The 20723-nt window shown below is 72.2% G+C and carries 19 protein-coding genes and 1 pseudogene; 13 read left to right on the top strand and 7 right to left on the bottom strand.

Going from position 1 to position 20723, the window contains the following annotated elements:
* Nucleotides 1-59 precede the first annotated feature (59 nt).
* Complete coding sequence (locus HCJ93_RS17565; RefSeq protein WP_167996671.1) at nt 60-953, top strand: DMT family transporter; 894 nt, start codon at nt 60-62, stop codon at nt 951-953.
* A 33-nt stretch (nt 954-986) separates the two neighbouring features.
* Here HCJ93_RS17565 and HCJ93_RS17560 read toward each other — a convergent pair.
* From HCJ93_RS17560 to HCJ93_RS17550, 3 genes and pseudogenes are all read right to left on the bottom strand, one after another.
* Nucleotides 987-2475: pseudogene (locus HCJ93_RS17560) on the bottom strand (MFS transporter).
* Between the two features lie 481 nt (nt 2476-2956).
* Nucleotides 2957-3778: a class I SAM-dependent methyltransferase gene (locus HCJ93_RS17555; RefSeq protein ID WP_167996670.1), complete on the bottom strand. Its 822-nt coding sequence runs from the start codon at nt 3776-3778 to the stop codon at nt 2957-2959.
* A gap of 41 nt (nt 3779-3819) precedes the next feature.
* The gene (locus HCJ93_RS17550) at nt 3820-5850 is read right to left on the bottom strand and encodes an ATP-binding SpoIIE family protein phosphatase (RefSeq protein WP_167996669.1); all 2031 of its coding nucleotides are present in this window, start codon (nt 5848-5850) and stop codon (nt 3820-3822) included.
* A 222-nt stretch (nt 5851-6072) separates the two neighbouring features.
* On the opposite strand from HCJ93_RS17550, the gene HCJ93_RS17545 reads away from it, so the two are divergent.
* Genes HCJ93_RS17545 through HCJ93_RS17535 form a run of 3 tightly spaced genes read left to right on the top strand, consistent with a single transcriptional unit; the run spans nt 6073 to nt 8559 of the window.
* Nucleotides 6073-7566: an APC family permease gene (locus HCJ93_RS17545; protein ID WP_167996668.1), complete on the top strand. Its 1494-nt coding sequence runs from the start codon at nt 6073-6075 to the stop codon at nt 7564-7566.
* Between the two features lies 1 nt (nt 7567).
* A complete protein-coding gene (locus HCJ93_RS17540; RefSeq protein WP_167996667.1) occupies nt 7568-7993 on the top strand; it encodes a universal stress protein in 426 nt (141 codons plus the stop codon).
* A 56-nt stretch (nt 7994-8049) separates the two neighbouring features.
* Nucleotides 8050-8559, top strand: coding sequence for a hypothetical protein (locus HCJ93_RS17535; RefSeq protein WP_167996666.1), 510 nt, complete (start codon nt 8050-8052; stop codon nt 8557-8559).
* Nucleotides 8560-8632: 73 nt separating this feature from the next.
* On the opposite strand, the gene HCJ93_RS17530 is transcribed toward HCJ93_RS17535, so the two are convergent.
* A complete protein-coding gene (locus tag HCJ93_RS17530; RefSeq protein ID WP_167996665.1) occupies nt 8633-8818 on the bottom strand; it encodes a hypothetical protein in 186 nt (61 codons plus the stop codon).
* Nucleotides 8819-8894: 76 nt separating this feature from the next.
* On the opposite strand from HCJ93_RS17530, the gene HCJ93_RS17525 reads away from it, so the two are divergent.
* The 3 genes from HCJ93_RS17525 (at nt 8895) to HCJ93_RS17515 (ending at nt 12306) form a co-directional block, all read left to right on the top strand.
* Nucleotides 8895-9278: a hypothetical protein gene (locus tag HCJ93_RS17525; RefSeq protein WP_167996664.1), complete on the top strand. Its 384-nt coding sequence runs from the start codon at nt 8895-8897 to the stop codon at nt 9276-9278.
* Nucleotides 9279-10004: 726 nt separating this feature from the next.
* A complete protein-coding gene (locus tag HCJ93_RS17520) occupies nt 10005-11225 on the top strand; it encodes a glycoside hydrolase family 64 protein (RefSeq protein WP_167996663.1) in 1221 nt (406 codons plus the stop codon).
* 436 nt (nt 11226-11661) lie between these two features.
* Nucleotides 11662-12306, top strand: coding sequence for a hypothetical protein (locus HCJ93_RS17515; protein WP_240967667.1), 645 nt, complete (start codon nt 11662-11664; stop codon nt 12304-12306).
* Nucleotides 12307-12420: 114 nt separating this feature from the next.
* Here the strand turns inward: HCJ93_RS17515 and HCJ93_RS17510 are convergent, their stop codons facing one another.
* Nucleotides 12421-13278 (bottom strand): NAD(P)H-binding protein, encoded by an 858-nt coding sequence (locus tag HCJ93_RS17510; protein WP_167996661.1) that lies wholly within the window; start codon nt 13276-13278, stop codon nt 12421-12423.
* Between the two features lie 227 nt (nt 13279-13505).
* Nucleotides 13506-13718: a hypothetical protein gene (locus tag HCJ93_RS17505; RefSeq protein WP_167996660.1), complete on the bottom strand. Its 213-nt coding sequence runs from the start codon at nt 13716-13718 to the stop codon at nt 13506-13508.
* 158 nt (nt 13719-13876) lie between these two features.
* On the opposite strand from HCJ93_RS17505, the gene HCJ93_RS17500 reads away from it, so the two are divergent.
* The 6 genes from HCJ93_RS17500 (at nt 13877) to HCJ93_RS17475 (ending at nt 20289) form a co-directional block, all read left to right on the top strand.
* Nucleotides 13877-14200 carry a J domain-containing protein gene (locus HCJ93_RS17500; protein ID WP_167996659.1) on the top strand — a complete coding sequence of 108 codons (324 nt, stop codon included), beginning with the start codon at nt 13877-13879 and terminating at the stop codon, nt 14198-14200.
* Nucleotides 14201-14257: 57 nt separating this feature from the next.
* Nucleotides 14258-16126, top strand: coding sequence for a molecular chaperone DnaK (gene dnaK, locus HCJ93_RS17495; RefSeq protein ID WP_167996658.1), 1869 nt, complete (start codon nt 14258-14260; stop codon nt 16124-16126).
* Between the two features lie 2 nt (nt 16127-16128).
* The gene (gene grpE, locus HCJ93_RS17490) at nt 16129-17067 is read left to right on the top strand and encodes a nucleotide exchange factor GrpE (RefSeq protein WP_167996657.1); all 939 of its coding nucleotides are present in this window, start codon (nt 16129-16131) and stop codon (nt 17065-17067) included.
* 109 nt (nt 17068-17176) lie between these two features.
* On the top strand, nt 17177-17641 hold the full coding sequence (locus HCJ93_RS17485) for a PPOX class F420-dependent oxidoreductase (RefSeq protein ID WP_167996656.1): 465 nt from the start codon (nt 17177-17179) through the stop codon (nt 17639-17641).
* A 76-nt stretch (nt 17642-17717) separates the two neighbouring features.
* The gene (locus HCJ93_RS17480) at nt 17718-19247 is read left to right on the top strand and encodes an MFS transporter (protein ID WP_167996655.1); all 1530 of its coding nucleotides are present in this window, start codon (nt 17718-17720) and stop codon (nt 19245-19247) included.
* A 151-nt stretch (nt 19248-19398) separates the two neighbouring features.
* Nucleotides 19399-20289, top strand: coding sequence for an endonuclease/exonuclease/phosphatase family protein (locus HCJ93_RS17475; RefSeq protein ID WP_167996654.1), 891 nt, complete (start codon nt 19399-19401; stop codon nt 20287-20289).
* A 39-nt stretch (nt 20290-20328) separates the two neighbouring features.
* Here HCJ93_RS17475 and HCJ93_RS17470 read toward each other — a convergent pair whose 3' ends face one another.
* Nucleotides 20329-20661 carry a putative quinol monooxygenase gene (locus HCJ93_RS17470; protein ID WP_167996653.1) on the bottom strand — a complete coding sequence of 111 codons (333 nt, stop codon included), beginning with the start codon at nt 20659-20661 and terminating at the stop codon, nt 20329-20331.
* Nucleotides 20662-20723: the final 62 nt, after the last annotated feature.

Here is a 20723-nt window from a genome sequence, read left to right as displayed (position 1 = left end):
AAAGCGCGAACCGGGGGAGGGGCGAGCCGTCTGGTCATCTCCGGAGGAACACGGTGGACATGCTGGTGCCGGTCCTGTTCGCTCTGGGCGCCGCTCTCAGCAACGCCCTGGCCACCGTCCTGCAGCGCAAGGCCGCCCTGAGCGTCCCCCGCTCCGACCAGCTGCGCGCCGGGCTGCTGCTGGACCTGCTGCGCCGCCCCGTCTGGCTCGCCGGGATCGCCGCCGTGGTGCTGGCGGCCGTCTGCCAGGCGGTGGCCCTGGCCACCGGCCCGCTCACCGTCGTGCAGCCGCTGTTCGTGCTGGAACTGCCGCTCGCCCTGATGATCGCCGCCGTGCTGCTGGACGGACGCCTGCCCCCGGCCGGCTGGGCCGCCGTCGCCGCCGTGGTGACCGGGCTCGCCGTGGCCCTCGCCGCCGCGGCCCCGGCCGGCAACCGCACCCAGGTGCCGATGAGCCACTGGATCCCCGCACTCGCGGTCTGCACGGCCGCCCTCGTCGGCCTGGTGGCCGCCGGCCTGCGCCGGCCCGAGGGCAGGGCACGCGCCGCCTGCTTCGGACTGGCCACCGCCATCGCCTACGCGACGACCGCGGCGCTGATGAAGACCTCCATGCACACCCTCGACGACGGCGGCATCACCGCCTTCCTCACCACCTGGCAGACCTACGGCTTCGCGCTGTACGGCGCGGCGGCGCTGTTCCTGCTCGAGCACGCCATGCAGGCCGGCCCGCTGGTCGCCTCCCAGCCCGCCCTCACCCTCGGCGACGCGGGCCTCAGCCTGGTCCTGGGCATCGTCGTGTACGCCGAGACGGTCCGCACCGGCTGGTGGCTGCTGCCCCAGCTGCTCGGCGTCGCCCTCGTCGCCACCGGAGTCCTGGCGCTCGCCGCCCTCCCTCTCGCCCGCACCCTGACCAGCGAGGATCAGCCCGCCCAGGTCCGCGACGAGGCACCGTGAGGTGCTGCCCGTGGCCGCCCGGCCGGCGCCCCCTCAGGCTGGACCGCCGGGGCTCGCCCCGTTCCCCTGCAGGCGCTCCAGGTCGGACGGGCGGACCTGGATGGCGACCAGCGCGATCAACGCGGCCAGCGCGGTGAAGATTGCGGCCATGATGAACGCGGCCGACACCCCGGCGGTGAGGATCTCGTCGGCGAAGGGTGGTGGCAGCTCCCCGGTGCGCTGGAACCGCACCCGCTCGGCCGGCGTCGCCTGCTGCAGGAAGCGCGGGATCTGCTGCTCGGCCTCGTTCGCGCTGGCCGTGCCGTACATGGTCACCAGGATGGACAGCCCGAGCGAACCGCCCACCTGCTGAGTGGCGTTGAGCAGCCCCGAGGCGGCGCCGGTCTCCGCCGTGGTGACGTTGGACAGTGCCATCAGCGTCAGCGACACGAACTCCATGCCCATGCCGAGGCTGAACACCAGCATCGGCCCGAGCACACTGCCCGCGTAGGTGGAGTGCACATCGGTGAGCGTCAGCCAGGCCAGCCCGGCCGCGGCGAGCAGGCCACCCAGCACCATGAACGGCTTGGGCCCGAACACCGGCAGGAACCGCGAGGCCAGCCCGGCCCCGATCGCGATGACCGCACTCACCGGCAGGAACGCCAGCCCGGCCTGCAACGGACTGAAGTCCAGCACGTTCTGCACGAAGAGGGTCAGGAAGAAGAACATGCCGAACATCGCCGCGGCCAGGCCACAGCATGACCCCGTACGTCCCCGCCCGGTTGCGGTCGGCGAACATGTGCAGCGGCGTGATCGGCTGCCGGGACCTGCGCTCGATCGCGATGAACACCGTCAGCACGACGGCTGCCGCACCGAACGAGGCCAGGGTCAGGGGGTCCCGCCAGCCTTCCTGCGCGGCCCTGATGAAGCCGTAGACCAGCAGCACCATCCCGGCCGTCGAGGTGAGCGCACCGGCCAGGTCGAAGCGGCCCGGGTGCCGCTCGGACTCCTTGATCCAGCGCGGTGCGGCGAAGGCGATCAGCAGGCCGATCGGCACATTGACGAACAGCACCCACCGCCAGTTCAGCCACTCCACCAGCATTCCGCCGGCCAGCAGCCCGATGGCGCCGCCGCCGGCCGAGACCGCGGCGAACACGCCGAAGGCCCGGTTGCGTTGCGGGCCCTCCCGGAACGTGGTGCTGATCAGGGCGAGCGCGGTCGGCGAGGCGATGGCACCGCCGACGCCCTGCAGGGCGCGCGCGGCCAGGAGCTGACCGCCGTTCTGGGCCAGCCCGCCCAGCAGGGAGGCGAGCACGAACAGCAGCACGCCGAAGACGAACACCCGCCGCCTGCCGAGGATGTCACCGGCCCGCCCGCCGAGCAGCAGCAGCCCGCCGAAGGTGAGCGTGTAGGCGTTCACCACCCACGACAGGCTGGTGGTGGAAAAGTCCAGGGAGCGCTGGATGTGCGGCAGCGCGATGTTCACGATGGTGATGTCGAGCACCACCATCAGCTGGCACGAGGCGATGACCAGGAGGGCCATCGCGTTCCCGCCGCCGGACCTCTTGGCGGTGGTCTGCTGGGCTGCGGGTGCCGGGCGCGGTCCACCGGTCATGCGGAGTCGCCCCTTCGGAAGTCCACCCGTCCGACGCTACGCCCGGCTGGTGCACCCCACCACTCGATCGCACCAAGGCCCCGCCGCCCCCGGGCGGCCGCCGTTTCCACCCCACGCATGCAGATCGTCGCACCCCCAGGGCGCCCTCGCTCTCGTGTCAGGCATGGCGCCCCCTGCCGTCTCCGGGCGACCGGCCCAGGACACGCATGCCCGCCCCGCCGTCACTGGGCCGGCCGACGTCTCCGCGCCGCGCGTGCCCGGCCCCGGCTGTCGCCCGGGGCCCCGCCCCGCTCACGCGTGCCTGGCCGCCGTCGTCGTCCGGGCGAACGCTGTCTCCGCGCCGCGCGTGCCCGGCCCCACCGTCCCCTGGACGGGCCCTCGCCCCTGCCGCCCGTGCCCGGCCCCGTCCTCATCCGGGCGGCCGGCGGCCCCACGCCATCGCCATGCCCGGCCCCAGTTCGGCGAGGAGCGGCGAGGCCAGACAGGCCAGGGCCTCGTCGATCACCGCGTCGTCGACCCGGCCCGTCGCCACCAGTTCGGGCCGCATCCGGCTCCAGGTCTCCGACCAGAAACGGGCCAGCGGCCCGCCCGCGACCAGCGGCGGGCAGTACACCTCGGCGCCCACCTCCCGCAGGCCCTCCTCGCGCAGCATGTGCGGGTAGCCGGGCACACCGGAGATGTCCGTGCCGATGGTCGCCCGCAGCGCCTGCCACATCGCGTCCATGGTGCGCCGGTAGGCGGAGGACGTGTCCAGCACATCCGGCAGCTCCACCGCGTCGGCCAGCACCAGCCGCCCGCCCGGCGCGAGCCACCCGGCCAGGCGGGAGACGATCCGGCGCCGCTCCGGCAGATGCATCAGCACGAACCGGGCGTGGATCAGGTCGAAGACCCCCGGTTCCAGCCCCTCGTCGGTGAGGTCCCCCGCCATCACCCGCAGCCGGGGACCGGCGAGACCGTCCAGCGCACCGGTGTCCCGGTCCAGCGCGACCACCTCGTCGACCCCCGCCTCCTCCACCAGCCGGCGCGCCACCGTGCCGGTGCCCGCGCCCACCTCCAGGCAGCGCATGCCGGGTCCCGCACCCAGGGCGCGCAGCCGGGCCGTGGTGACCGGGTCGTACACCAGGGCGGCGGCATCGATCCGGTCGGCCTCGCCCGCCCGCTCCGGCTCGAACAGCCCTTCTCCGTACCGGCCGCCGGCCGGTGCCTCACCCGGACACGGGGAACTGGTCATGGTGGTACCTCCTGACGGGGAACGCCCGTTGCCGTGCGCGCTCACAGACGCTGCTCGGCCCAGATGGTCTTGTCCCGGCGGCTGTGGCGGACTCCCCAGCGGGAGCTGACCTGCATCACGATGAACAGGCCACGGCCGCCCTCGTCGCTCTCGCGCGCCTGCCGGATGTACGGGCTGGCGCTGCTGGCGTCGGTGACCTCGGTCAGCAGCCGGCCGGTGTCGTGGATGAGCCGCAGCCGGATCGGCCCCTTGCCGTAGCGGACGGAGTTGGTGACGAGTTCGCTGGCGACCAGTTCGGTGGTGAACGCCTGCTCGCCCAGGTCCCAGGCCTGGAGCTGCTGCTCCACCAGCCGCCGGGCGGTGCCGACGACCGACGGGTCGGCGGGCAGGGTCCAGTCCGCGACCCGCTCGTCCGGCAGCTCCTTGGTGCGGGCCACCAGCAGCACCGCGTCGTCGTCGCGAGAGGGCGCCAGACGGTACAGGGCCGCGTCGCACAGCTCCCGCAGCGGCAGCGTGGTGGCGGCGAGGACCCGCGCGAGGACCTGCCGGGCGTCGCCGGACTCCTCGTCCCGGCTGGCGACCAGCCCGTTGGTGTAGAGGGCGAGGACACTGCCCGAGGCCAGGGTCACGCAGGCGGGCGTATAGGCGCGCCCCCCGCCCCCACCGAGCGGGGGCCCCTTGGGCACGTCCAGCTCGAGGGGCACACCCTCGGGGTCCACGAGGACGGGCGCGGGATGTCCCGCGCGTACCGCCGTGCACAGCCGGGACACCGGGTCGTAGACGGCGATGGCACAGGTCGCCACGTGGGAACCGCAGGTCGGCGAGGGGGGGGCGAGCAGGGAGGCGACCTCGTCCAGATGAGTGAGCAGCTCGTCGGGCTCCAGGTCCCGCAGCGCCAGGGCGCGCAGCGAGAGCCGCAGCTGCCCCATCGTCGCCGCCGCCTCGATGCCGTGCCCGTTGACGTCGCCGACGACCAGAGCGACCCGCGCGCCGGACAGCGGGATCACGTCGTACCAGTCGCCGCCGGCGCTCTCCGGCAGATACACATGCGCGGCCTCGGCGGCGGAGAGCTGCGGCAGCGTGCCCGGCTGCAGCCTGCGCTGCAGCGCGGAGGCCACCATGTGCTCCCGCCGGTAGCTGCGCGCATTGGCCAGGTGCGCGGCCCCGGCGGACGCGGCCTGCCGCGCCACCTCCAGATCCTCCTCGGTGAACGGATCGGGGCGGTGCCGGTACAGGGTCAGCAGCCCCAGCACCGCCTCCTGCGCCACCAGCGGGGCCACGATCATGGAGTGCACCCCGGCCTCCACCAGCGGCGCCAGTCCGTCGGGATCGGCACCCAGCCACGACATGCCCGGCTCCACCGGGACCACCCGGGCCTCGCCGTCGCCCAACGCCTGGGTGTACGGGGTCGGGTAGGGGAAGGCTTTGCTGTCGCCCTTCTCCCGGAGGGTGCGCGAGGCGGTCGCGGGGGCGTAGGCGACGCGCCGCAGCGGTGTGTCCGACGGCACCGGCCCCGGCTCCCGGCGCCCCGACCCGGCGGGCGGCTCGTCGATCAGATCGACACCGGCCGCGTCCGCGAAATCCGGCACCAGCGCCGTGACCAGTTCGTCCGCCGTCGTGTCCACGTCCAGAGTCGTCCCGACGGTGCGGTGCACCCGGCTCAGGACCGCGAGCCGTTCGGCGGCCGCCTGCCGCTCGCTCACGTCCTCCAGCACCGCCACCACGGCCGCCGTGCCGTCCTGCGGCTCGCGCAGCGGGAACAGCGAGATCTCCACGGTCACGGGGTGATCCGGACCCGAAGGCGCACGCCCCCGCACCAGACGGTTCCGCAGCGGTTGCCCGGTGGAGAGGGCCTCGTCCACCAGCGCCTTGATCTCGTCCGGTGCGAACTCGGGGGCGAACTCGTCGACGGTGTGCCCGATGATGTCCTCCGGAGCGAGGCCCTGCACCCCGCGCCCGGCGGAGTTGTACCTCAGAACCCGGTGCTCGGAGTCGAGGACGTACAACCCCTGAGGCGAATTGCCGAACAGCGCGTCGAGTACGAGCGAGTCGTCCACGGCATCGAGGCCCATCACGTCCTCCCTTCACCACCACCCCCTCACCACCGCCCCGCACTCACCCTCTCGCATCGTCCCGCCACGGCAACTCGGCCGCCGCCCCGCCCCGCCTGCGCCCGGCGCCCGGGAACGGTGCGTGCACTCGGGTGACACACGGCGCGCAACGGCTCCCGCGACGCGGAAAGCCCCCGCCCGACCGGTTGGATTCATCCCGACGTACGACCGAAGTGAGGGCGCATGGCGAACGCGACGGCTCAGGCGGACCGGCCGGAGGGACTGAAGCCCGACGCGATCGGGTTCCTCGACGCACTCGTCATCGGGCTCAACGCCACCTCGCCCGCCTACTCCCTGGCCGCCGTCGTCGGTCCCATCGCGGTGCTCGTCGGCGTCCACGCCCCCGGCGTGATGCTGGCGTCGTTCGTCCCGATGCTCCTGATCGCCTCGGCGTTCTACTACCTCAACCGCGTCGACCAGGACTGCGGCACCACCTTCTCCTGGGTCACCCGCGCCATGGGCCCCTGGGCGGGCTGGCTGGGCGGCTGGGCGATCACCATGACCGGCGTCCTGGTGGTCGGCTCGCTGGCCGACGTCGCCGTCACCTTCGCCCTGCTCGCGTTCGGCCTGGACAGCTGGGTGGAGAACCAGGCCGTCCGGCAGATCCTCGCCGTGCTGCTGATCATCGTCATGACGGCCCTGTGCGTGATCGGCACCGAGGTGTCCGCCCGGGTGCAGAACGTGCTCATCCTGGCCCAGGTGGTCTGCCTGCTGATCTTCGCCGTGGTCGCCCTGTACCGCGTGTACGCAGGCACCGGCTCCCTGGAATCCACCGAACCGGCCCTCGGCTGGCTGAACCCCTTCGGCTCCGGAGGCGCCTCACTCACCGGCGCGCTGCTGCTCGGTGTGTTCATCTACTGGGGCTGGGAATCGGCGGTCAACCTCACCGAGGAGACCGAGGACTCCGCCAGCGCTCCCGGCAAGGCCGGCGTCTGGTCGACCGTCGTCCTCCTGGTGACCTATCTGTCGGTGGCCATCGCCGTGGTCGCCTACGCCGGAACCGCCTTCCTCACCGAGAACGCCGACGAGGAGGAGTTCATCTTCTCCCTCCTCGCCGACGAGGCGATGGGCGGCTGGGACTGGATCGTCCTGCTCGCCGTCTCCACCTCCGCGATCGCCTCCACCCAGACCACGATCATCCCCGCCTCCCGCACCGCCCTGTCCATGGCCCGCCGGCACGCGCTGCCCCATCACTTCGCGCGCATCCACCCGCGGTTCCGCACCCCCGACGTCAGCACCTGGTGGGTGGCCGTCATCGCCATCGTCTGGTACGTGGTCGTCGCCCAGCTCAGCGAGAACGCCCTGTTCGACTCGCTCACCGCCCTGTCGCTGCTGATCGCCTTCTACTACGCACTCACCGGACTGGCCTGCGCCGTCTTCTACCGCCGCCATCTCACCGAGAGCGTCAAGCAGTTCCTCCTGATCGGCGTCGGCCCCGTGGTGGGCGCCGGGCTGCTCGCCTGGCTGCTGGTGGAGTCGGTCATCGACATGGCCGACCCGGCGAACTCCTACAGCGGAGTCTCCTGGTTCGGTCTCGGCCCGCCCCTGGTCATCGGCATCGGCATCTCCCTCGCCGGAGTCGTCATCATGATCGTGATGCGGTTCGTGTCACCCGTCTTCTGGTCGGAACGCCCCACGGTCGCCGACCCGGAACTCGTCCACCGCAAGGAGTCCTGAGATGTCCCTGGTCCTCGGCTACGACGAGTCACCCGGGGCCGTCCGCGCCCTGCACGTCGCGATCGAACTGGCGGCCGCGCTGCACGAGCCCCTGGTGCTGGTCTACGGCGCCGCCGCGCCGGGTGCGCTGGGCGAGGAGTACCGCACCCATCTGGAGGCCCTGCACGAGGCCGGCCGCACAGTGCTCGACCACGCGGTCGGCGTGGCCGAGGGGGCGGGCGTGCCGACGACCGTGGAGGTGCTCGACGAGAAACCCGCCCAGGCCCTGCTGGACGCCGCCCTGCGCCACGGCGCCCGCTTCATCGTGGTGGGCAGCTGGGGGGAGAGCCCGGTCCGCGGTGCCCTCCTCGGCTCCACACCCCACAAGCTGCTCCACCTGTCGCCCGTGCCGGTCATCTGCGTGCCGATGGACGAGGGAGAGCAGTGAGAAGAGGGGAGTGAACGGGCGGCATCCCCACCGCCGCGGCCGGGCAGGCTTGCCTCATGCAAACGAACGCGAACGCCGAATCCGGCGTCCACGTCTGCTCCCTGAAGTCCGACACGCCCCAGCTGATCCGGCCCGGCACGACCTACCAGATCGTCAGATTCCCGTTCGGGTCGGCGGAGCCCTTCGACCGCTTCGGGATGCACCAGGTGGAACAGCCCGACGGCCACGTGGTGGACGACTGGGCGGCCGACGACCGCAGCGGACTGATATGGCCGTCCAAGCCGGGCTGGGGCCACCTGTACGCCATGATCCAGTGGGAGTCCGGCGACTACACCGAGCTGCGTGACCAGTTCGTCCGCGATCCGCTGGGCCTGACCTCCGAGCCCGAGGACACGACGGCCACCGAGCACCGCGGGCCCACGCCGGGCGGCCAGTACTACGTGAAGAGCCACGGCATCTTCGTCCACCCGGGCACCCCGCTGGCCCTGCGCGTCACCCACAACGCCTCGGGCCCCCGGCGGCTGACCCTCGCCGAGTTCAAACTCGTCATCCACGACGCGGCCTAGGAACCGCCCGCGCGGCCGCAGTCTCCGCCGCGGCTTTCCGGTGACGGGCGGGGGCCGGACTGCCGCGTCCGGCCTACCAGATGAGACACCAGTAGCCGCCGTGCTCGCCGATCCCGACACGGCCGCCGTGCGGGACCAGCCGGGGATCCACCCCGCCCACCGAGGCCAGCGAGCACACCGGGTCGCCGACCACCGCGTTCCCGGCCATCCGCCGGGCGGCAGCCGTGGCCGCGGCCGAGGTGTACCAGCTGGTGGTCACGCCGGGCGGGCGGTCACCGGGGGGCGGTGCCACCGGCGGTGGGGGAGTGGCCGAGGGGCGCGGGCGGTGCGGGTGCGTGGTCGTCGCGGCCGGCGGCCGGGAGGGCCGGGCCGGGGAAGTGCGTTGCGGGGACCGGTCCGGCTGGGCGGTCGGCTTCCCGGGCTTCCCGGGCTCGGCGGTCGGCTCCGGGGTACGGGCGGCGGTGGGCGGCGTGCCCGGGGGACTCGTGCGCCGGGTCGGGGCGGCGGTCGCCGGGCGGCTCGGCGCCTGCGGGGTGCGGACGGAGGCCGTGGCCGGCCTGCTGGGGGTCACCGGTCGCCGGGATGCCTCCGTGGCGGCCGGGCGGTCGCTGGGCCGGGCCGGGCGCTGTGTACCACCGGTCGCGGTGGGCCGACTGCTGGCGGCGGACGTCCGGGACGGAGCCGTGCCCGTGTCCCGGGTACCCGGCGGCCGCTGCTGAGGGGTCCGCGCCCCGGCGGTCGGCCGGCCGCTCGGTGGTGCCTGCTCCTGCGTGCGGGAGGTGGACGTGGGGCGCCGGCCGGTCGGGGACGGCCGGGAGGTGCGGTCCGTGGCCGTCGGCCGGGCCGACCGCGAGTCCGTCGGGGCCGGGCGCCCGGTGCCTGTCTCCTCGGGTCCGATCGTCCAGGTCGGCAGCGGATCGAGCGTGGGCAGGGCGATGTCGGTCGTGGAGGTCGGCTCCGGCCGTGGTCCGTCCCCGTCCTGGGACACCAGCGCCCACACGCCGACGCCCCCCAGGGCGAGCACGACGGCGCCCCCCGCGATCCAGGGGGCGCGCCGGGGAGGGCGTCGGTGACGGTTCATGGTTCTTACTGTGCTCCGCGATCACGACGGCCGCTCGTCGCCGCCCGCGGATCCGGTGAGGCCTCGCGTCCGCTGGACGAGCGCGACGCCCCGGCGGCTCCCGCCTGCTGACCAGGGCTCAGCGGGGGTGCGGCGTCCGGGCGGGACGTCCGCCGAGGGCCGTACGGCACCACAGTTCATCCTCCGGGGCGTCCTCCGGACAGGTCAGGGCCCGCCCGGACGAGCGGGCCGGGCGCCGGATCGGCAGTACCCCCGTTCCCGTGTGACGGTTGCCTCCCGAACAGTTGACAGGTGCACAACACGGCGGGACTTTGAGAGCGCTCTCAAGGCCTGATACCGGCCATCACCGAAACGGAGACAGAGCATGTTCCGACTCATCAGACGCGCCCTCGAACGAAGGGCGGCCGCGGCGGCCCCGGCCGTCGCCGCGCTCCTCGCGGGCTCCCTCATGGCGGCCGGAAGCCCGGCCGCGGCCGACGAGGCAGCCGTCCCGGCGACCATCCCGCTGAAGATCACCAACAACTCCGGCCGCGCCGAGCCGCTGTACGTCTACAACCTCGGCACGGACCTCGCCTCCGGCCGCCAGGGCTGGGCCGACGCGAGCGGCACCTTCCATCCCTGGCCCGCGGGCGGCAACCCGCCGACGCCCGCCCCCGATGCCTCCATCCCGGGACCGGCGCCCGGGCAGACGGTGACCATCCGCCTGCCGAAGTTCTCGGGCCGGGTCTACTTCTCGTACGGCCAGAAGCTGGTGTTCAAGCTGGCCACCGGCGGACTGGTGCAGCCCGCCGTGCAGAACCCCTCCGACCCCAACCGCGACATCCTGTTCAACTGGTCGGAGTACACGCTCAACGACGACGGGCTGTGGCTCAACAGCACCCAGGTGGACATGTTCTCGGCGCCCTACAGTGTCGGCGTCCTGCGGGGCGACGGCAGCTCCGCGACCACGGGCAAGCTCGATCCGGGCGGCTACCAGGGTGTCCTCGACGCCCTGCGCGCCCAGCCCGGCGGCTGGGGCGACCTGATCCAGACCCGGTCCGACGGCACCGTGCTGCGGGCCCTGGCGCCGCTGTACGGGCTGGAGACCGGCGCGCTCCCGGCCTCCGTCATGGACGACTACATCGACCGCGTCTGGCAGAAGTACACCACCGAGACCCTCACGGTGACCCCCTTCGCCGACCGGCCCGGAACCAAGTTCTACGGACGCGTCTCCGACGGCGTCATGAACTTCACCGACGGATCGGGTGCCGTCGTCACCAGCTTCCAGAAGCCCGACGCCTCCTCGGTGTTCGGCTGTCACGGCAAGCTCGACGCGCCCAACGACCAGGTGCGCGGCCCCATCTCCCGCACCCTGTGCGCCGGCTTCAACCGCACCACCCTGCTGGTCAACCCCGACCAGCCCGACCCGGACGCCGGCGCCTTCTACAAGGACGGCGTCACCAACCACTACGCCCGGGTCGTCCACGCCCACATGGCCGACGGCAAGGCCTACGCCTTCGCCTTCGACGACGTGGGCAACCACGAGTCCCTGGTGCACGACGGAAACCCGCAGGAGGCACGCATCACTCTCGAGCCCATGAACTGACCCGCCCCCTCTGATGCGACCGGCACATCCTCGGGAACCGGCGCGCGCCCCACTCTCGCCGTCCGCCCGGCGCATGTGCCGCAGCGTCACCGGCCCGCCGTGCGCCGCGGGCCCCCGACCGGGGCGGCGCGCGGCGGGCCGTCGTCACGGTCGGAAGCGAACCGGTGACGACGCGTCGATGCGGTCCGACGGGGCGACGCCCAATTCCCGTGTACAGAGCATGTATTGACGATCCATCAGTCAACGAATCAACCACAACTTTGCCTTTCCTTGGTGTAGCTCATCAGCTGTTTACGTGAGCCTCAGGAGCACAGGACGGTGAACTCCAGTCCCATCAGCACCACCTGGCACTGGTGTCACCGCTCCCCCCACGTAGGTGAAAGGCAACAACGAACAGATGACAGTGAATCGCTTGCTGCGTCACGGCGGTCGCGCCATGGCACTGACGGCCGCCGTGCTCGGCACGGTGGCCGCGACGGCCGTGCCCGCCGCGGCCGACGACGACCAGCCCACCAAGGAGCAGATCCTCGCCGACTGCGCCTCCGGCGAGGGCCAATGCACCTTCAACGACCCGAAGATCGGCGAGGCCTTCCTCGGCGAGGCCCGCCAGGTGTCCGACCTGCTCTACAACTGCTCCTCCTCGCCCGCCTCCCAGACCCTGAGCTGGGCCGACACCGTAGGCTCCAGCCACTCGGTCGGGGGCTCGGTCACGGTGAGCGGCGGCCTGGAGGGCATCATCAGCGCCAGCCTGACCGCGACGTACAACTACACCTGGCAGAGCAGCCACACGGAGACCAGCAGCGCCACGGTCACCGTGGCGCCGGGCGAGGTGGGCTGGATCTCCCGCGCCCAGGTCATGCAGCGCATATCCGGTACCTGGCAGACGCACTACGAGGACCGGAAGTGGGACCACTACTACTGGTTCGTGGACGACGTCATCACCAGCCCCGCGCCCAACGGCACCGACGGCAAGCGCAGCGCGGTGATGGTCAAGTCCCGCAAGATGACCGCGGAGGAGAAGAAGGCCTGCGCCGCCGAGAAGGCCGCCTCCGGGGACCGGGTGTTCACCCGCGCCTCCTGACGGCGGCCGGACCCCGCCCCTGCGGGCGGGGTCCGCTTCCGCCGTCCCGGCCACCTCGCTCTCGGAGCGAACGGCGGACGTCCCCTCGGCCGGCCCATCGGGGCCGGGGGCGTCTCACCCCGTGGCGGCGGGACGTGCCCGGAAGGCGTCCGCGTGCTCGGCCGCCCACTGGGCGAAGCTGCGGGCGGGACGGCCGGTGACCTTCTCGACCGTGCCGGTCACCGTGCGCCCCACCTCGGGCGTGTTCCCGTAGGCCTCCAGCAGGAAGCCGATCACCTCCTCGGAGTGGCCGGACGCCCGCCACTGCGCCACGGCCTCCTCCTTGGTCAGCTCGACCAAGGTGATGTCCCGGCCGCGCGCGGCGGCGATGGTGCTCACCTTGTCGCCGACGGTCAGCACCTCCGGGCCGGTGATCACGTACGTCCGGCGGCCGTGCCCCTCCTCGGTGAGCGCGACCGCCGCGACCGCGCCGATGTCGCCCTCGTGGACCATGGCGCTCAGCCGCGTCACGAACGGCTCGCGCACCTCGTCCGAGTGCACCACCGAGTCCGCCCACTCCAGGGCGTTGGCCATGAACTCCACCGGCATGAGCACCGTCCAGTCCACACGCTCGTCGGCGCGCACCGCGTCCTCCAGCGGGGTCGGCCCGCCGCCGTGCAGCACCGTGATCCTTTGCACCCCGGCGGCGCGCGCCAGTTCCAGGATCCGGGGGCCGGTCTCCAGCGGAGCGAAGTAGGGGCCGCCGAAGGTGATCAGATGGAGGCCGGTGATCCCCTCGAGGGCGGCGGTGAGGCTCTCCGGTTCGGTGAGGTCGCCCTGGACGACCTCGACGCCGGCCGGGAAGCCGCCGGCCCGCGCGGCGTCCCGGGTGAGGGCGCGCACCGCGTGGCCGCGGGCGAGCAGCTCCGAGACGACCTGGCGGCCGACGGTTCCGGTGGCTCCGGTGACAAGAATCTTCTGCGTCTGCGTCATGCCCCGACCGTAGGAACCCTTGCGGTCAGCTCCTGTCCGCAAGGGCGGCCGGGTGCGTCATGCCGTGCGGCCCACGCCGCCGGACAGGCTCCGGGGTGCGCTGGGTGAGCTCCGGGGTGCTGCAGGCGTTCCAGGAACGCGACCGTGGCGTCCAGGGGCGGCGAGCGCGCGGGGGAGAGGCGACGGCGCCGTCCTGCTCCGGGCCCGTCGTGCGCTGTCACCTCATGTCATCGAGCGCAGCCCACATCCAGAACTTCGATCACATCACCGTGCCGCGTGTACACCAGCCAGCACCAGTCGCCGAACGCGGCGGCCAGATCCGAGGCCTGGGTCTCCCGGTCCCCGGCCACGGCCCCGATCAGCGTGATGATCTCCTCGTGCACCTCGTCCGGGACGTCGGACAGGACGCTCGCGGCCTGCTGGACCATTTCCACTTTCATCGCGCCTCCCGCGCACAGCAGGGGCAGTTCAAGAGGTCTGACCAGCATAGTCCTCCGGGCGAACCATCCTCCTTGACAAGCCAGGACTCAAGTTTTATTCAGTTGATGTAGGCAACCCAGGTCCGTGGTCGCAGTGCGCAGGGGCAGGAGGTGGCCTGATGAACGTGCCGGACCTGTACGCGGTGCTGGGGGTGGAGCCCTCGGCGACGGTCGAGGTGATCACCTCCGCCTACCGCCGCCGGGTGCGGGAGCTGCGCCCCGACACCAGGGTGGACACCGTGACGGCCGAGGAGTTCGGGCAGGTCCGGGCGGCCTACGAGACACTGCGCGACCCGGCGCGGCGCGCGGCCTACGACCGCACCCGACGGGAGACGCGCCCCGGGCCACCGGCCCCGCCCCGCCGCCGCTCCGGCCTCTTCGGTGTCCCGCAGGCAGAGCCGCCCCTGCGTGCGGGACCGGTCCGCCATGTGCCCGGCCGGTGACCCGACGGACCGGTCCGCAGGACGTACACAGGGCATGCGCGAGGAAGGAGAGTCCAGATGGCCCGTTCGGTCGGTATCGATCTCGGTACGACGAACTCGGTGGTCTCCGTCCTGGAAGGCGGCGAGCCCACCGTCATCACGAACACGGAGGGCGCCCGCACCACCCCGTCGGTCGTGGCGTTCGCCAAGAACGGCGAGGTGCTCACCGGCGAGGTCGCCAAGCGGCAGGCCGTGACGAACGTGGAACGCACCGCGCGGTCGGTCAAGCGGCACATGGGCGACCACGACTGGCGGTTCCCGGAGCACGGGGACATCGACGGCAAGCGCTACACCGCGCAGGAGATCTCCGCCCGCGTGCTGCAGAAGCTGAAGCGGGACGCCGAGGCGTACCTGGGCGAGGACGTCACCGACGCCGTGATCACCGTCCCGGCGTACTTCGACGACACCCAGCGGCAGGCCACCAAGGAGGCCGGTGAGATCGCGGGGCTGAACGTCCTGCGGATCATCAACGAGCCGACGGCCGCCGCCCTGGCGTACGGCCTGGACAAGGAGAACGACCAGACGGTCCTCGTCTTCGACCTCGGCGGCGGCACCTTCGACGTGTCCCTGCTGGAGATGGGCGAGGGCGTCATCGAGGTGAAGGCCACCAACGGTGACACCCACCTCGGCGGTGACGACTGGGACCAGCGGATCGTCGACCACCTGGTCAAGCAGTTCAAGAACAACTACGGCGTCGACCTGTCCAAGGACAAGATGGCCGTGCAGCGGCTGCGGGAGGCGGCGGAGAAGGCGAAGATCGAGCTCTCCAGCTCGACCGAGACGACCATCAACCTCCCCTACATCACCGCCTCCGCCGAGGGGCCGCTGCACCTGGACGAGAAGCTGACCCGCGCCCAGTTCCAGCAGCTGACCGCCGATCTGCTGGAGCGCTGCAAGGCCCCCTTCCACAACGCGATCAAGGACGCCGGGATCAAGGTGTCCGACATCGATCACGTCGTTCTGGTGGGCGGCTCCACGCGCATGCCCGCCGTCACCGACCTGGTGCGCGAGCTGACCGGCAAGGAGCCGCACAAGGGCGTCAACCCGGACGAGGTCGTCGCCGTCGGCGCCTCTCTGCAGGCCGGTGTGCTCAAGGGCGAGGTGAAGGACGTCCTGCTGCTGGACGTCACCCCGCTGTCTCTCGGCATCGAGACCAAGGGCGGCATCATGACCAAGCTCATCGAGCGCAACACCACGATCCCGACCCGCCGTTCGGAGATCTTCAGCACGGCCGAGGACAACCAGCCGTCGGTGACCATCCAGGTCTACCAGGGCGAGCGGGAGATCGCGGCCTACAACAAGAAGCTCGGCAGCTTCGAGCTGACCGGTATTCCGCCGGCGCCGCGCGGCGTGCCGCAGATCGAGGTCGCCTTCGACATCGACGCCAACGGCATCATGCACGTCTCCGCCAAGGACCTCGGCACCGGCAAGGAACAGAAGATGACGGTGACCGGTGGCTCGGCGCTGCCGAAGGAGGAGATCGACCGCATGATGCGGGAGGCCGAGCAGCACGCCGAGGAGGACCGCAAGCGCCGCGAGGCCGCCGAGACCCGCAACCAGGCCGAACAGCTCGTCTACCAGACCGAGAAGCTCCTGAAGGACAACGAGGGCAAGATCCCCGCCGACGCCAAGAGCGAGACGGAGGCGGCCCTGAACGACCTGAAGGAGAAGCTCAAGGACGAGAAGACGGACACGGCGACGATCCGGCAGGCGGTCGACCACGTGGCGCAGACGGCCCAGAAGATCGGCTCGGCGCTGTACGCGCAGGCCCGCCCCGAGGGCGCGGCCACCGGAACCTCCTCCGCCTCCGGGGGCGGTGCCTCCGGCGGTGACGACGAGGTGGTGGACGCCGAGATCGTCGACGACGACAAGTCGGAGGCGAGCTGACGATGGACCGGGACGGGCTGCGGACCCAGGACACCGCCGAACTGCGGCGGCTCCTCGAGGAGCGCACGGCCGACCTGCAACGGGTCAAGGCCGAGTACGACAACTACCGCAAGCGGGTGGCCCGCGACCGCATGGCCGTCCGCACCGTGGCGGCGGCCAACGTTCTCCGCGCGCTGCTGCCCGTCCTCGACGCCGTCGACCGCGCCTGCGCGCACGAGGAGATGACGCCCGGCCTCAAGGAGATCAGCGACACGCTGCGGGACCGCACGGGAGCGCTGGGCCTGCGGGCGTTCGGCGAGGTGGGCGACCCCTTCGACCCCGCCCGCCACGAGGCCGCGGCCTTCCACGCCGATCCGGCCGCCACCGGCATGAGCTGCAGCAAGATCCTGCGCCCCGGCTACCGCCTCGGCGGCGAACTCCTGCGCCCCGCCTTCGTGGAGGTGACGGGCCCGCCGTCGGAGCAGAACGGCTCGCGCGGCGGGGAGAGCGAGCAGACGCCCCCCGCCGCCGACGACACCGGGACGGACCGGACGCAGGAGCCGGACCGTGCCGACGGCGGGCGCTCCGCCGCGCGGGCGCGGCCCGGCGCGGGGCGACCCCGTGCGCGGGAGCGTTCCGGCGGAGGGCCGGCCGATGTGCGGGACCGGCCCGGTGAACGGCCGGCGGCCGGGCAGGAGCGACCGGACGGCGATCGGGAGGACCTGCGGGACCGGCCGGGCGAGAAGCCGCGGGAGGACGGCTCCGGCCCTGCCGTGCGGGACCGGTCCGGCGCAGAGCCGGCCGGCGCGCAGAAGCGTTCCGGCGGACGACGGACGGATGCGGAGGACCGTCCGGCGGGGGACGGGCCGGTCCCGCAGAAGCGTTCCGGCGGGCGGCAGCCGGTCCGCCCGGGACGGAACCGGCCGCAGCAGGTCATCCACGGACCGTGGCCGGACTCCTGAGCGGGCCGCGGGCGTCCGGCGTGACACCCGTCCGGAGGCGGGGCAGGATCGTGGCCGACCGAGCATCAGGTACCCCTTTGCCCCTCGACAACGGAAGGCCGAGCCGCCCATGCCCCGCCCCGTCGCCACCAGCACCCGCGTCGGCCTCGACGGCCTGCTCGCGTTCGTCCGCCCGCGCCACCGCGCCCTGATCATCACCCGCCGCTCCGACGGCACGCCCCAGGCGTCCCCGGTGACCTGCGGGGTGGACGACGCCGGGCGCCTGGTCGTGTCCACCTACCCCGAACGAGCCAAGACCCGCAACGCGCGCCGCGACCCCTCGGTCAGCCTGGTCGTCCTGTCCGACGAGTGGAACGGCCCCTGGGTGCAGGTCGACGGTGAGGCCGAGGTGCTCGACGTCCCCGAGTCCGTGGAGCCGCTGGTGGAGTACTACCGCAACATCTCCGGCGAGCATCCCGACTGGGACGAGTACCGCACGGCGATGGTCGAACAGGGCAAGTCACTCATCCGGGTCACCCCGCGCCGCTGGGGGCCGATCGCCACGGGCGGATTCCCCGCCCGTCTCGCCGGCTGACCGCACACGACCGCGCGCTTACGGGCATCCCCGCACAACCGCTGCTACGTTCCTTTCCGGTTCAATTCGGACCACGTTGTTCGGTTCATCAGCGGAAAGGAACGCAGCCACGTCTCCCGTCGATCCCGAGCACGCGCCCGACCCCGCCGCGGTCAGGCGCCACCCGGTCCTCTTCCGCGCGGTCCGGCGCCGGCGGAACCCGCGGCTGCGCCGGTCGGACATCACCGTGACGGACGAGCGGGCGGTCAGACGCGCCGTCAAGGCCGCCTCGCTCGGCAACGCCATGGAGTGGTTCGACTTCGGCATCTACGCCTACCTGGCCGGCACCATCGGCCGGGTCTTCTTCCCCTCCGGGAACGACACCGTCCAACTGCTGTCGTCGTTCGCCACCTTCGCGGTCGCCTTCCTCGTGCGCCCGCTCGGCGGCATGGTGTTCGGGCCGATGGGCGACAAGGTCGGCCGCAAGAAGGTCCTCGCGCTGACGATGATCCTCATGGCGGTCGGCACCGCCGCCATCGGCATGCTCCCCACCTACGCCGCCGTGGGCTTCTGGTCGCCGCTGCTGCTGATCGTCTTCCGGCTGCTGCAGGGCTTCTCCACCGGCGGTGAGTACGGCGGCGCCTCCACCTTCATCGCCGAGTACGCCCCCGACAAGCGGCGCGGCTACTTCGGCAGCTTCCTGGAGCTGGGCACGCTGGCCGGCTACACTGGCGCGGCTGGCCTGGTGACCGCCCTCACCACCTGGCTCGGGACCGACACCATGGACGACTGGGGCTGGCGCATCCCCTTCCTCCTGGCCGGGCCGCTGGGCATCGTCGGCATCTACCTGCGACTCAAGCTGGACGACACCCCGGCGTATCTCAAGCTGGAGGAGGGCACCGTCCACATCTCCGAGGCCGCCGACAAGGTGGAGACGACCGCCACCGGCGACCTGGCGAAGATCTTCCGGCAGCACTGGCGGACCCTGCTGCTGTGCATCGCGCTGGTCGGCGCCTACAACATCACCGACTACATGGTCCTGTCGTACATGCCGACCTACCTCTCCGACGAGATGGACTACAGCGAGACCCACGGTCTGCTCATCCTGGTGGGCACCATGGTGATCCTGATGCTGATCATCAATCAGGTCGGCCGGCTCAACGACCGCGTGGGCCGCAAGCCCGTGCTGATGGCCGGGATGCTGGGCTTCTTCGTCCTGTCCGCCCCGGCGTTCCTGCTGGTCAAACAGGGCAGCCTGGTCGCGGTCTCGGGAGGCATGCTGCTCCTCGGCCTGTCCCTCGTCTGCCTCCTGGGCACCATGTCGGCGGCGCTGCCGGCGATGTTCCCCACCTCGGTGCGCTACGGCTCCCTCTCCGTCGGCTACAACCTCTCCGCCTCCCTGTTCGGCGGCACCACCCCGCTGGTCATCACCGCCCTGATCAGCGTCACCGGCTCGGACATGATGCCGGCGTACTACTCGATGGGCGCCGCCCTGGTCGGCGTCATCGCGGTCGCCTGCATGAAGGAGACGGCGCAGCGCCCCCTGGAGGGTTCGCCGCCCTCGGTCCAGACACCCGAGGAGGCGGCGGAGATCGTCGAATCGCAGGTACCGGCGCCGAAGTTCTGAGCCCGCGCCGGTGCCGCAGCGGACTGCCGCCACGGTGGCGTGAGTGAGAGGTCCCCGGGCGGAGCAGAATGCCGGTGCGTGAGTCGGTGTCAGGAACCCGACAAGCGCGCGTGGTTCGTTCCGTCCGTCCGCAGCCGACCCTGGAGATGGCATGCAGACCAGTTCCCGGCGCGCCACCGGCGCCAGACGCGCCCTCGCCGCCGTCGTCACCGCGCTGGCCCTCGCCGCGGCAGCCCCGTCACCCGCCTCCGCCCGAGACACCGAGGACACCCACGAAGTGAAGGGGCGCCAGGTCCCGCTGCGGGTGGCGACCTACAACATCCACGCCGGAGCCGGCCAGGACGACGTCTTCGACCTCGACCGCACCGCCCGGGCGCTGCGCGATCTGCGCGCCGACGTCATCGGCCTGCAGGAGGTCGACGTCCACTGGGGCGCCCGCAGCGACTTCGTCGACGAGGCCCGCGCCCTGGCCGAGAAGCTGCGGATGCGGGTCTTCTTCGCCCCGATCTACGACCTGGACCCGGTGACCGAGGGCGGCGAGCGCCGGCAGTACGGCGTGGCGATACTCAGCCGCCACCCGGTGCTGGACGCCGAGAACCACGAGATCACCCGCCTCTCCACCCAGACGCCGGACCCGGTGCCCGAGCCGATGCCCGGATTCGCCGAGGTGGTGGTCGGAGTGCGGGGCGTGCCGGTCCATGTCTACTCGACGCACCTGGACTACCGGTCCGACCCGTCGGTGCGTGCCGCCCAGGTGAAGGACATGCTGGGGGTACTGGCCGAGGACCGGGGCCCGAAGATCCTGGTCGGCGACTTCAACGCCGAGCCCTCGGCCCCCGAACTGGCCCCGCTGTGGCGGCGGCTGCGGGACGCGGCAGAGGACGGCGGCCTCACCTACCCGGCCGTCGACCCGGTCAAGCGCATCGACCTGGTGACCGTCTCACCCGGTGTGACCGTGGCCGGTGCCCGCACGGTGGCGACCGACGCATCGGACCACCGCCCGGTCGTCGCCGATCTGAGACTTGGCCGGCACCACCCCTGACACCCCGCGGCGCGAGGACCCCGGGCGAGCAGCCCGGGGTCAGTCCTGGCCGGAGACGCTCATCTCGCCCAGCGGCGACCAGTCGTCCTGCGGCACGGTCGTGTTGACGATGCGGGGCGTCTCGGCCAGGTGGGGCGGCAGCGTCTGCTGCGCCTTGCGGAAGTGCTCCGACTGCACATGGGCCGCCCCCGCCTCGTCGTCCCGGAAGGCCTCGACGAGCACGTACTCCGTGGGATCCTCCACGCTGCGGGACCAGTCGAACCACAGACAGCCCGGCTCCTGCCGCGTCGCCCTGGTGAACTCGGCGGTGATCTCGGGCCACTGGTCGGCGTACTCGGGACGGACACGGAACTTTGCGGTGATGAAGATCATCGTTCTCCCTGGTCGTTCGCGGTTCACCATGATCGTAACCGGCCGGCACCGCCGGGCCGCTG

The organism is Streptomyces composti (genome assembly GCF_012034205.1).
Taxonomy (GTDB): domain Bacteria; phylum Actinomycetota; class Actinomycetes; order Streptomycetales; family Streptomycetaceae; genus Streptomyces; species Streptomyces composti.
This window is presented reverse-complemented; position numbering and strand designations above follow the sequence as displayed.